Source organism: Variovorax sp. RO1 (assembly GCF_002849325.1).
GTDB lineage: Bacteria > Pseudomonadota > Gammaproteobacteria > Burkholderiales > Burkholderiaceae_C > Variovorax.
Window position 1 is genome coordinate 191213 of sequence record NZ_PKMT01000009.1, and the last position, 12823, is coordinate 204035.

At 70.4% G+C, this 12823-nt stretch carries 5 protein-coding genes; 4 read left to right on the forward strand and 1 reads right to left on the reverse strand.

Annotated elements, in window-relative coordinates; translation table 11 throughout:
- Positions 1-51: 51 nt before the first annotated feature.
- A complete protein-coding gene (locus CY658_RS30560; RefSeq protein WP_101493739.1) occupies positions 52-8205 on the reverse strand; it encodes an autotransporter-associated beta strand repeat-containing protein in 8154 nt (2717 codons plus the stop codon).
- 276 nt (positions 8206-8481) lie between these two features.
- Here CY658_RS30560 and CY658_RS30565 point away from each other — a divergent pair, with 276 nt between their 5' ends.
- From CY658_RS30565 to CY658_RS30580, 4 genes are all read left to right on the forward strand, one after another.
- Entirely contained in the window at positions 8482-9486 is a 1005-nt protein-coding gene (locus CY658_RS30565) for a Bug family tripartite tricarboxylate transporter substrate binding protein (RefSeq protein WP_101493740.1), read from the forward strand.
- Positions 9487-9674: 188 nt separating this feature from the next.
- Positions 9675-10340: a response regulator gene (locus tag CY658_RS30570; protein WP_101493741.1), complete on the forward strand. Its 666-nt coding sequence runs from the start codon at positions 9675-9677 to the stop codon at positions 10338-10340.
- Positions 10341-11768 carry a sensor histidine kinase gene (locus CY658_RS30575; protein ID WP_257885029.1) on the forward strand — a complete coding sequence of 476 codons (1428 nt, stop codon included), beginning with the start codon at positions 10341-10343 and terminating at the stop codon, positions 11766-11768.
- Positions 11769-11788: 20 nt separating this feature from the next.
- Positions 11789-12808: a Bug family tripartite tricarboxylate transporter substrate binding protein gene (locus tag CY658_RS30580; protein WP_101493742.1), complete on the forward strand. Its 1020-nt coding sequence runs from the start codon at positions 11789-11791 to the stop codon at positions 12806-12808.
- Positions 12809-12823: the final 15 nt, after the last annotated feature.

The window sequence follows — 12823 nt, forward strand, 5'->3', positions numbered from 1 at the left end:
CGCTTTCTTTCGAAGCAGCCGCGACAGGCAGTCCCGCCGTGCCGCCTCACTTCACCACTTCACCCGCACGCCCGCCGCCGCATTGATGGAGCTGCCCACCCGCGCCTCGCCGCCTGCGGCCCACTGCTTGCCGAGTTCGCCGTAGAGGCTGGTGCGCTGGCTCACCGCCAGCGTGAAGCCCGCGGCCAGCTCGGTGCTCGTGCCGCCGATGGGTGCGCCGACGGGCGTGATCGCCGCCGGGTTCACGAAGCGCGCGACGTCGTTGCCCTTGGCGCTGCGATAGACGTTCAGGCGCGCATAGGGCTGCAGCGTGCCGGCGCCGGTCGCGAAGCTGCCCTTGATGCGAACGCCCGCCCGGCCGATCCAGCCGCTGTCCGCATCCTGCTGCACGAGTGCGCCCGGGATGGACACATCGTCAAGCCGCAGCCGTTGGTGGATCAGCTGCAGTTGCGGTTCCACCGACCAGCCGCCCGCGCCGATCGCGAAGGCCTTGCCTACTTCGATCGATGCCAGGAAGCTGTTGCCCTTGCCCGAGACGCCCGCACTCAGGAACGGCTGCACCGTGTAGCGGTGGCGGCCGGCCTGCAGCACCGCATCGGCATAGAAGCCATCCGCGGTGGTGAAGGTTCCGTAGAGGCCCAGGTACTGGCTGCGCAGGTCGTTGCTGCCCGCGGCGGTGTTCAGGAGGCCGCTGCTGAAGCCGCTGGTGCGGGTGCTACCTTCGAACTGGCCCACGTAGATGCCCGCGCGCCAGTCCGGGTTGGCCCACAGGTCGGTGCCGGCCTGCAGCCCGGTCAGACGGCCCTCGCTGTGCGGCGAGACGGTGCCGCCCTGGCGGATGTCCATGTCGGTGGAGATCAGCCGGCCCCAGGCGCGGCGGTTGTTGCTGTCGGTGCCCTGCGTTGCTCCCGCGCCGCCGCGCACGTCGTCGTCGCCGATGCGTTGGCTCAGGCTCGCGAGCATGCCCAGGTTGCCTTGGCGCAGCTGGTGGGGCAGCGCCGCGAACAGCGAGGCCTCAGCGCGGTAGGTCGGCAACCCGGCACCGCCGGAAGTGCCCGGAGTGCCCGTGCCCGGCGTGCCCGGTTCGGCCTCGGTGCGCAGGTACCAGTTCTCGCCGCCGCCGCTGGCGTCGCCCGCGTACAGCCGGTACTCGAAGGCACCGGCATCGACATGGCCGCCCGAGAGCGCGAAGGCGTCCTTGGTGGTCTGCGCGGTGGTGGTCGCGCCGTTGCGCGCGCTGATGAGCTCGATGCCCGCGCCGCTGGTGCGTGCGCCCAGGCCGCCGAGGTTGGAAATCTGCACCGTCGTGCGTCCACTCGCGCTGGCGGCAGCACCATCGAGCACGAGGCGGTCGGCGGTGCCGGGGTTGTCCAGTTTCGCGGCCAGGCGCAGTACACCGTTGCTGCCGACGTAGGGGCCGGTCAGCGTGAGCGTGGTGCCGGGCGTGCTGCCCAGCAGCGAGACGGTGCCTGCGTTGTTCAGGCCTGCCATCTTCTGGCTGAAGCCCGCCAAATCGAGCGTGGCGCCGCTGGCCACCACGCCGCTCGACGCTGCGCTGAGGGCGTTGGCCGCGCCGGCCTTGAGGGTGCCCGCAACAACGCGGGTCTCGCCGCTGTAGCTGGCCGTGCCTGCGAGCGTGAGCGTGCCTGCACCCACCTTGACCAGCGAACCGCCGGCGCCGCTGATGGCGCCCGAGATCGTGTTGTCGCTGCCGACTGCACCGGTGGTCAGCGCCTTGGCGCCGAGCACCACATCGCCCGCGCCGCCGAGCGAGCCGATGCTCGTGCCGGTGGTGGCCAGGTCGATGCGCACCTGCGCGCCGACCGCATTGGTCACCGTGGCGCCGGCGGCATTCGCGCCGTCCTGCAGCCGCAGCGTGCCCTGGTTGGCAATGACCAGCGTGCCCGCGTCGGCCTTGCCGCCGAACTGCAGCGCCGCGCCCGAGGCGATGCCGACCGCGCCCGTGCCCAGCGCGCCGCTGGTCTCGGTGGCGAGCGTGCCCGCATCGACCAGCGTGCCGCCGCTGTAGCTGTTGGCACTGGCCAGCGTCAGCGTGCCGGCGCCGATCTTGCGCAGCTTGCCGGTGCCGCTCATCGCGCCGGCGTAGATGCCGGCGGTCTTGTCCTGATCGAACGCGACCTCGGCGTTGTTGACGATGTTGCCCTGCAGGCTGGTGGCGCTGCCCTGCAGCACGCCGCCCTTGACGGTGGTGCCACCGGTGTAGGTGTTGAGACCCCCGAGGATCAGCCGGCCCGCATCTTCCTTCGAGATGCCGCCCGCGCCCGAGAGCGCGACATTCATCGTCGCGGTCATGTTCACGCCCGCGGCCGTGTTGTCGCCCACACGCACCAGCGCGTTGGCGTTGTCCAGCGTAAGGCCGTCGCCCTGCACCACGTAGCCGTCGACCGCGAACTGCGCACCGGCGATGCGCACCGCGCCGCCGCCGCCATCGACCGTCACGGTGCCGGCCTTGCCGCCGAACACCGCGAACTGGCTCTGTGCCCAGTTGGCGTTGAGCTTGCCGTCCATGTCGGTCCAGCCATCGCCCGGACTGCCCACGCGCCAGGTCCCGCTGCCGCCGGCCAGCTGGTTGTCGTTGTACTTGGTGCTGTCGCCGCCGTCCCAGAAGTTGAGCGACAGGCCCGCGCGGTTGACCAGGTTGACCTGGTTCGCCACAGAGGCCTGCACCTGCAGGTCGGCCAGCTTGGCGCCGGCCGGTACGGTGCCGATGTCCAGGCCGAAGTCGGTCAGCGTGCCGCCGTAACTCATGAGGCGATACAGCCCTGGCCCGAAAGTGCCGCCGGCCGACTGCGCGATGTTCAGCGTGCCATTCAGCTGCAGATTGCCCGTGACATCGATCAGGTCGTTGAGCGCGCCGCCGGGCACGCCGGCCTGGCCGAGTTCGTAGTTCAGCGTGGCGCCGCCGCCCAGTGCGAGCGCACCGAGCGTCAGCGTGCCGGGGCTGTTGCCCGCGGCGAGGATGCCGCCGTCGACGACGAAGACCGCACCCGCGATCGTGCCGCTGCCCGCGAGCGTGGCGCCCGACCGCACCTGCACGGTGCCCGTGCCCGTGGCGCTGCCGCTCTTGTTGTTCACGCTCAACGTGCCGGCCGTCACCTGGGTGCCGCCGGCGTAGGTGTTGGCACCCGACAGCGTGAGCGTGCCGCCGCCCACCTTGACGATCGAACCGCCGGCGCCGCCGGTGCCGCTGATCGTGCCCGACAAGGTGCTGTCGCCGCCGCTGCCGCCGAGCGTGAGTGCGCTGCCGCCGAGCACCAGCTCGCCTGCGCCGCTGAGCGAACCGAAGCTCACGCCAGCGACCGCCTGATCGATGCGCACCTGCGCGCCGGCCTGGTTGATCACCGTGGCCTTGTCGGCCGAGGCGTAGTCGGCAAAGTCCAGCACCCCGCCCGCGGCGTTGGTGATGGTCGAGGTGCCGGCGCTTGCCTTTGTCTGGAAGCGCACCGAGCCCAGGTTGTAGATGGCCGCGCCGCCCGCATCGGCGTTGATGCCGAACAACAACCTGCCGGGGGCCGCGACGCTCACCGGGCCGCTGCCCAGGGCGCCGGTGACATCGGTGGAGAGCAAACCGGCGTCGACGAAGGTGCCGCCCGTGTAGGTGTTCGCGCTGCCCAGCAGCAGAATGCCGCCGCCGATCTTGCGCAGCCGGCCGCTGCCGCTCATCGCACCGTCATAGGAACCGACGACGAACAGGTTCGGGTCGAAGACGACCTCGGCGTTGTTGACGATGTTGCCCCGCAGGCTCGTCGTGTCGCCCACCAGCACGCCGGCCTTGACGGTGGTGCCGCCGGTGTAGCTGCTGGTGCCGCGCAGCACCAGCGTGCCCACGTCGTCCTTGACCAGGCCGCCCGTGCCGGTGAGCGCGACATTCATCGTCGCGCTGCGCGCGGTGTCGGTGCCCGAGCCATCGCCCACGCGCACCACCGTGCCCGAGGCGCCGAGCTCAATCGCATCGCCCTGCACCACATAGCCATCGGCCGCGAACTGCGCGCCGGTGATGCGCACCGTGCCGCCCGCGTTACTGACATTGACGGTGCCGCCCGTGCCGCCGAACACCGCGAGCTGGTCCTGCGCCCACGCCGCGTTGATCTTGCCGTCGGTGCCGGTCCAGCCGTCGCCGGGCACGCCCACGCGCCAGGTGCCCGCGCCGCCGGCGATCTTGCCGTCGTTGTACTTGCCGGCGTCGCCGCCGTCCCAGAATTTCAGCTCGAGGCCCGCACGGTTGACCAGGTTGACCTGCTGGGCCACCGCGGTCTGCACCTGAAGGTCCGTGGCCGCGACCGGCGTGCTGCCGATGTCCAGGCCGTTGTTGGCAAGCGTGCCGGTGTAGTCGATCAGGCGGTAGATGCCCGCGCCGAACGTGCCGCCCTTGGACTGCGCCACGTTGAGCGTGCCGTCGAGCCGCAGGTCGCCGTTGACCTTGATCAGGTCGTTGAGCAAACCGCCGGCGGTGCCGGCCTGGCCAAGGTCGTAGTTGAGTACCGCGCCCTCGTAGAGGCTCAAGCTGCCGAGCGTCAGGGTGCCTGCGCCGCCATTGCCGGCCGACAGCACGCCGTCCTTGTCGACGGTGACCGCGCCCGCGATGCTGCCGCTGCCTGCGAGCGCCCCGCCGCCGAACACCCGCACCGCGCCGCTGCCGGTCGCACTGCCGCTCACGTTGTTCACGCTCAGCGTGCCGGCTGCAATGGTGGTGCCGCCGGTATAGGTATTGGCACCGCTCAACGCGAGCGTGCCAGCACCGACCTTGACGATCGAGCCGCCCGTGCCCGAGCCCGGCTGCGAGAAGATGCTGCCCTTGTCGCTGACGGTGCCCGAGATCGTGTCGCTGTGGCCCAGCCCGCCGAGCGAGAGTCGCGTGGCGCCCAGGACCACGGCGCCGCCGCCCGAAACCGCACCGAGCTCCACAGCGGACTTGCCCGTCGCGCCCGACACATCGAGCGTGGCGCCTGCGGCGTTGGCGACCGAGGCATTCGTGCCCGTCGCGCCATCGACGAAGCGCACCAGGCCGCCGGCCGTGTTGACGATCTGCGCACTGCCGGCTGTGGACGTCTGGCCGAAGGCCAACAGGCTCTTGCTTCCGTTGGTGATCGTCGCCGTCCCGGCGCTGGCGCTCTCGAAGAAGTTGATCGCCCCGCCCGCGTTGGTGATGGTCGATGCACCGGCACTCGAACTGCCGCCGAACTGCAACGCGTTCGCTCCGGCCATCTGCCAGGTCGCGCCATTGAGCGTGATCTTGGAGGAAGCGGCCGTGGCGCTCTGGGCAAACGACAGCATGTTGCCGCTGTCCGCGCCTGCGGCGCGGCCCACCGTGTACGCGTTGCCGCCGGCGCTCGCCTTGTCGCTGAAGATCAACTGCGAGCCGATGCCCTGCTGCTGCACCGCACCGCTGCCGAGCACGCCGGTCACGGTCGTGAAGATGCTCACGCCGTCCTGCAACACCGTGCCGCCGCTGTAGTTGTTGGCCGCCATGAGGCTCAGTGAGCCGCCCTTGCCGGTGACGGTGAGCGAACCGCCACCGGTGATGGCGCCGCCCACGCCGAAGAAGTTGTTGCCCAGGTCGAGGGTGCCGCCGCCAGCGCCGAGCGCGACGTTGCGCATGCTGAAGAACGGCGCGGAACCCGTGGCGATGCGCAGGGTGCCGCCGTCCAGCGCCAAGCCCGTGCCGAACACGCCGAGGTTGGTGTCGCCCGAGATCTGCAGGATGCCGCCCTTGACCGTCGTGCCGCCGCTGTAGCTGTTGCTGCCGGTCAGCACCAGCGTACCGCCCTCGTCCTTGACCAGTCCGCCCGTGCCGCCGATGGCCGCGTTGATGGTGGCGGTCATGCCCGCGCTCGCGGGGCCGCCATCGCCCACGCGTACCGTGGTGTTCGCTGTGTTGATCGTGAGCGGATCGCCATTGACCACATAGCCGTCGACCGCGAACTGCGCGCCGCCCATGCGCACCGGACCGCCCGCGCTCTGGTTGTCCACCGTGACGATGCCGGCCTTGCCGCCGAAGACCGCGATGCCGTCCTGCTGCCAGCCCACATTGAGCTTGCCGTCCACGCCGGTCCAGCTGGCGGTCGAGCCGCCCGCGCGCCAGGTACCGCTGCCGCCCGCGATCTTGCCGTCGTTGAAGTTCGCGGAGTCGCCGCCGTCCCACAGGGTGAGTGTCGCGCCGCCGGTGTGGACCAGGTTGACTTGATTGGCAATGCTGGTCTGCACCTGCAGGTTCTTCGTATCCGTCGGTGCAAGGCCGACGTTCAGGCCGTTGTCGGTCAGCGTGCCGGTGTAGTCGATCAACCGGTACAGGCCGGCACCGAACTGGCCGCCCGCGGACTGCGCCACGATGAGCGTGCCGTCGAGCCGCAGATCGCCGTTGACACGGATCAGGTCGTTGAGCGCGCCGCCCGCCACGCCAGCTTGACCGAGCTCGTAGTTCAGAACGGAGTTGGCGCCGAGCCTCAGTCCGCCGACGGTCAGCGTGCCTGCAGCGCCATTGCCCGGCGACAGCAAGCCCGTGCCCACGCCCACCGTGCCGGCAATGCTGCCGCTGCCGGTGAGCGTCCCGCTCGACTGCACCACCACAGCGCCGCTGCCGGTGGCGCTGCCGCTCGCGTTGATGACTGCGAGCGTGGTGCCCGAGACGTTCGTGCCGCCGCTGTAGGTGTTGGCGCCAGTCAGCGCCACCGCTCCCAGGCCGCTGAGCGCGAGCGCGCCGCCGCCGTCGATCGTGCCGGTCAGCGCCAGCGGATTCGTGCCACTGACGTTGAGCGTCGTGCCGGCGCTCAACGTCAGGGCATTGCCCACCACGGTGCCCGTCACGCTGGCGCGCAGGTTCGCGTTGCCGGTCACTGCGAGTGCGCCAAGACCCAGGGCGAGGTTGCTGCCCACGTCCAGCGTACCGCCCTGCAGCGTCGTGCCGCCGTAGTTGTTGTTGCCGCTCAGCGTGAGCGTGCCGGCGCCGTTCTTGATGAGGCCACCGATGCCGCTGACGGTGCCGCCCAACGTGAAGTTGTTGTTGCCCTGCACGGTCAGGTTGCCGACAAGGTTCACGTTCTGGGCCAGCGTGAGGCCGTTCGCCGCGGCCTGGATCGCGCCGCCGTTGCCCATCAGCGTGCCGGTGCCGAAGGCGCCTGCGTCATCGAAGATCGCGACGCCGCCGTTGAGCAGGGCGCTGCCGCTGACCACCGGGCCGTTCAGGGTCCAGGTGCCGCTGTTGACCTGGAGGTTCTCGAAGTTCAGGTACTGCGCGGCCTTGATCTCGCCCGAGGCAGCACCACCGCCGGCGTTGCGCAGCACCAGCGTGTCGGTGCCACCAACGCCCGCATCGACGGTGCCGGCGGCCGCGAAATTCAGCGTGCCGCCCGACGGCGCCGCCACCACAGTGGCCGGCACCAGGCTCGGTCCGCCGTTGATGGACGAGCCTGTGGCCGCGATGAAGGTGTCGTTGCGCGCCCCGGTGCCGAGCGAAACGCTGCCGTTGATCGTGCCCGCGTTGGTGAAACTGTTGCCGCTGGAAGTCGGGCTCTCGAACGCGATGCGGCCGGTGATCGTGCCGGTGTTCACCATGTTGATCTGGCCGCCACCATAGACGGCGACCACCGCTGCATCGGCCTCGGCCAGTGTCGCTTTGGCGATAGCCCCGGTGGTCATCGTTCCGTTGTTGGTGATCGTCGTGATGCCGCCGCCGCCGTTCTGCAGCGCGAGCGCCAGGCCGGCCAGGCCGACGGACGCATCCCTGGTGCCACTGATCGTCCCGTTGTTGATGACGGTGGCCGTACTGGCCCCGCCGTTGCCCATCACAACGCCCGTGGACAGGTTCGCGGTGCCGTTGCCGAACAGCAGCGGATCGATCTGGCCGTTGTTCGTGAGCTTGATGTCGGAACCTGTCAGCGTCATTGCGCTGCCGCTTCCACCCGGCAGCACGCCGACGGTCGCCCCGGCGTTCACCGCCACGTTCAGGTTGCTGGCGCCGTTCGCATAGTCCGGCGCCAGCAGGGGGGCGGCGCCGTCGCAGGTCACGTCGTTGGATGCAACCGTGCATCCCGCCTGCGCCGGGAAGAAGCTGGTCGCGAAAAACGCGAGCGCAGCGCCCACCACTGTCGCCGTGCCGCTGCCCTTGCCGCAGCCCTTCGCCAGTTCCGATGCAACGCGAAACCGGCCCAGCCGACGGTCGAAGATCACGCGGTAGATGTGGTTCACAGGTCTCTCCTCCAATTTTGTAAATCAATGTTATCCAGCCGATGAATCCGAGGTCTCCGTAGATGCGAGAAATCAGCGAAGGACCGAAGGGAAGGCGAGGAAGTGTCTGGAAGCCACAACATTCCGAAGCCCACGCCAGTCGTTGCGTCCGCGACCGGCGGCGCGATGCCATCCCGTTCGGCCATCGGGCTGCATCCAGAGAGGCACTGACAGCATTCCGACAGCATCCGCCCGGCAGGATGCGGGCTCTTATCCAAAAAACACTGGAGACAAGCCATGTCCGATCGCTTCCCCACCGACGCCCACACCCGCCGCCACTGGCTGCAAGCCGGCGGCGCCCTCACCCTCGGCGGCCTGCTGCCTTCGATGGCCTTTGCGCAGGACGCTTGGCCCAGCAAGTCGGTGCGTTTCGTCGTGCCCTTCGCACCGGGTGGCAGCTCGGAAATCGTGGCGCGTTCCACAGCCGCCGAGCTGTCGCGCACCCTGGGCCAGAGCGTGTTCGTCGACAACAAACCCGGCGCGGCCGGCAACATCGCCATGAGCGAAGTCGCGCGCGCCACCGACCAGCACACGCTGATCCTCGGCCACATCGGCACGCTGGCCGTGAACCCGTACATCTTCGCCAAGCTGCCCTACGACGCGAACAAGGACTTCAAGCCCGTGAGCCTGCTGGCCAAGGTGCCCAGCCTGTACGTGGTGCACCCCGACGTGCCGGCGAAGAACCTCAAGGAATTCATCGCCTATGCCAAGAGCAAGCCCGGCAAGCTGAGCTACGGCTCGGCCGGCAACGGCAGCGCCGGCCACCTGGCCTTCGAGTACCTGAAGATGACCGCCGAGGTCTTCATGCTGCACGTGCCCTACCGCGGCACCGGCCCGATGGTGACCGACCTGCTCTCGGGCCGGCTCGACGCCTCGGCCATCGGCGCGGCGGCGATCATTCCGTTCATCAAGGCCGGCAAGGTGCGCTGCATCGCGACCGGCTCGGCCAAGCGCCTCGCCCAACTGCCCGACGTGCCCACCGTGGCCGAGCAAGGCTTCCCCGGCTTCGAGATGACGCAGTGGTACGGCATGCTCGCGCCGGCCAGCATCACGCCCGCGCAGATGACCAAGCTCTCGACCGAGACCATGAAGGCCGTGAAGTCGCCCGACTCGATACAGCGGCTCACCGCCGATGCGGCCGAGGCCGTGGGCGGCACGCCCGAGCAGTTCGCGCAGTTCATCACCGCCGAACAGAACCGCTGGCAGAAGGTGATCGCAAGGGCAAGCATCAAGCCGGATTGAGGCAGGCAGGCTTGGTACGCCGCCCCGGAGATTTCGAAACATGACGAAAGCGATGGATTCGCGCCGAGGGCAAGGCGCAAACCGCAGCGATACCCGTAGGTATCGCGAGGATTTGCAACGCCGCCATCGGTGCGAAGACGCGCTTTCGTGTTTCGGAATTTCCGGGGCGGCGTACTAGCATCGGCGCCATGCGCATCCTGCTGGCCGAAGACGAACACACCCTGGGCACCTGGCTCTGCAAGGCGCTGGAGCATGCGGGCATCCAGGTCGAATGGGTGGACGACGGCCGGCTGGCCGACCGGGCCTTGCAGCAGCGCGACCACGACGCGCTGGTACTCGACCTTGGCCTGCCCGGCATGGACGGCCACACGGTGCTGCAGCGGCTGCGCGAACGCGACCAGCGGCTGCCGGCGCTGATCCTCACGGCGCGCGATTCGCTGAACGAGCGTGTCGCGTCCCTCAACGCAGGTGCCGACGATTTCCTTGCCAAGCCCTTTGCGCTGGCCGAGCTCGAGGCCCGGCTGCATGCGCTGGTGCGCCGCGCGCGCGGCGTGGAGCATCCGCGCCTGGCCTGCGGGCCGCTGGTGTACGACGGCGCACGCCGGCAGTTCACGCTGGGCGGCGAGGCGCTCGCCCTGTCACCGCGCGAACAGGCCGTGCTGCGCGCGCTGGTGCAGCGCAGCGGCGAGCCGCTGTCGAAGCAGCAGATCCTCGACCGCGTGTTCTCCGACGACGACGAGGTGCATCTCGAAGCGGTCGAGGTGCTGGTCTACCGGCTGCGCAAGCGGCTCGACGGCAGCGGCGTGCGCATCGTCACCTTGCGCGGTCTCGGCTACGTGCTGGAAGCGGACTGAGTGAGCGCGCTGCGCCGCTTCACCGATCGCCTGCGCCGCACCAGCCTGTGGCAGCGGCTCGCGCTGTTGCTGTTCCCCGCCCTGCTGCTGGTGACGGGCATCGAGCTGTGGATGACGCGGCACGATGCGCTGGCCGCCGCCAATGCGGCGTATGACCGCTCGCTGCTCGGCGCGCTCAAGTCGATCGACGCGAACATCTCCACGGCCTCGGGCGGGCTGTCGGTCGAGCTGCCGTACACGATGTTCGAGTTCTTCGAGCTCACGGCCAGCGGACAGGTGTTCTTTCGCGTCGCGACCTCCGATGGGCTCGTGGAGCTGGGCAGCGCCGACCTGCCAGCGCCGCCCGTCGAGCCCGCGATGGGCGTGCCGGCCTTCTACGACGCCACCTACTTCGGCGAGGCCGTGCGGCTCGCGGCCTACCGGCGCGACCTCGACCGCGCGCCGTCCGGCAGCACCGGGCGCAGCGTGCTGATCCAGGTCGGCGAGAGCACGCGCTCGCGCCAGGAGTTCACAAGCCGCTTCGTGCGCAGCGCGGCGCTGCGCGACGGGCTGATTCTCGCGATGCTGCTGTGCGGCACCGCGCTGGCACTGGCGGCGGCGCTGCGGCCGTTGTCACGGCTGGCGCGCGAGGTGCAGGCACGCACGCCCGACGACCTGACCCGCATCGCCGAGACCGACCTGCCCGCCGAGGTGCGCCCGCTGGTCGCCGCCGTGAACCAGCAGATGGCGCGCACGCAGGCGCTGGTGGCGCAGCAGCGGCAGTTTCTCGACGACGCCTCGCACCAGCTGCGCACGCACCTGACCACGCTGCAGATGCAGGCCGACTACGCGCGGCGCGAAGACGACCCCGCGCAGGTGCGCGCCGCCCTCGACGCGCTGGGCGCCGAGATCGGCCGCGCCACGCGCAGCGCGCAACAGCTGCTGGCGCTGGGCCGCAGCGACACCGTGGCGGTGGAGCCCGCTGAATTCGACACCGCCGAACTGCTGCGCGAGGTGGCCGTCGACCTGCTGCCGCTGGCGCGCGCCAAACGAATCGACTTGGGCATCGACCTGGGCATCCATGCGCCCTCCCCCGACCTGCACGCGGTGGGCGACCGCGGCCTGCTGCGCGAAGCGCTGAGCAACCTCGTGGCGAACGCGATCACCTACACGCCGGTGGCGGGCACCATCACGCTCTTCGCGGCCGGCGATGCGGCGGGCTGGAGCCTCAATGTGGAGGACGACGGCCCGGGCCTGAGCGACGAAGAACGCGCCACGCTGGGCCAGCGCTTCCGTCGCGGCACGCGCGCGGGCGCCGGCGGCTTCGGGCTCGGCCTGGCGATCGTGCGCGCCATCGCGCAGCGGCACCGTGGCGATCTGCGGCTCGAAGCGCGCGGCGCGGGGCCGGGCCTGCATGCCATCATCTGGTGGCCCCGTCCCGCGGGGTGAACCGCCGCCCTTCTTCTTCGATGCCACGCCCCTTCGCTTTCACCCGTCGCCATGCGTTGCGCGCGCTGTCCGCGTGGCTCGCGCCTGCCGCACTGCATGCGACGGCGGCAGCGGGCGATGCGTCGGAAGGACCGGCGGAATGCGTGATTCCCGCCAAGGCCGGCGGCGGTTTCGCGCTGACCTGCGCACTCGCGCGCGACGCGCTGCAGGCCGTGCGCCCCGCGCGCACGCCGCTCGCGCAGCGCTACCTGCCGGGCGGCATCGGCGCTGTCGCCTTCGACCGCATCGCGAGCGGCCAGCTCGGCGGGCCGGGCACGCTGGTCGCGTTCTCGAGCGGCTCGCTGCTCAACCTCGCGCAGGGCCGCTTCGGGCCGCACCCGCCGTCGGCCGTGCGCTGGATCGCCACGCTCGGCACCGACTACGGCGTGGTCGCCGTGCACCGCGACTCGCCCTACCGGCGTTTGCAGGACCTGATCGCCGCGCTGCGCCAGGACACGTCGCGCATCGTCTTTGGTGCGGGCGGCACGGTCGGCAGCCAGGACTGGGTGAAGGCCGCGCTGCTGGTGCGTGCGGCGGGCGGCGCACCGAAGGCGATGCGCTTCGTGTCCTTCGAAGGCGGCGGCGACGCGCTCGGTGCGCTGCAGGGCAAGCATGTCGATGCGTTCCCGGGCGATGCGGCCGAGGCGCTGCAGGCCATCGCCGGCGGCGCGGCCGTGCGACTGCTCGCGGTGCTGTCGGAAACGCGACTGGGCGGTGCGCTCGCGGGCGTGCCCACCGCGCGCGAGCAAGGCGTGGACATCGTCTGGCCGACCGTGCGCGGCGTGTACCTCAGCGCCAACGTGCCCGACGCCGCCGTGCGCGCATGGACCACGGCCTTCGCCGAGGCCACGGCCGCGCCGGGCTATGCGGCGCTGCGCGAACGGCACAGCCTTTATCCTTTCGCGCTCACCGGCGCCGCGCTCGATGACTACGTGCAGGCGCGCATCAAGGCCTACCAGGCACTCGCCGACGAGCTCGGCCTGCGCCGCTGGAAGCCTTGACCACATCCGCAAATC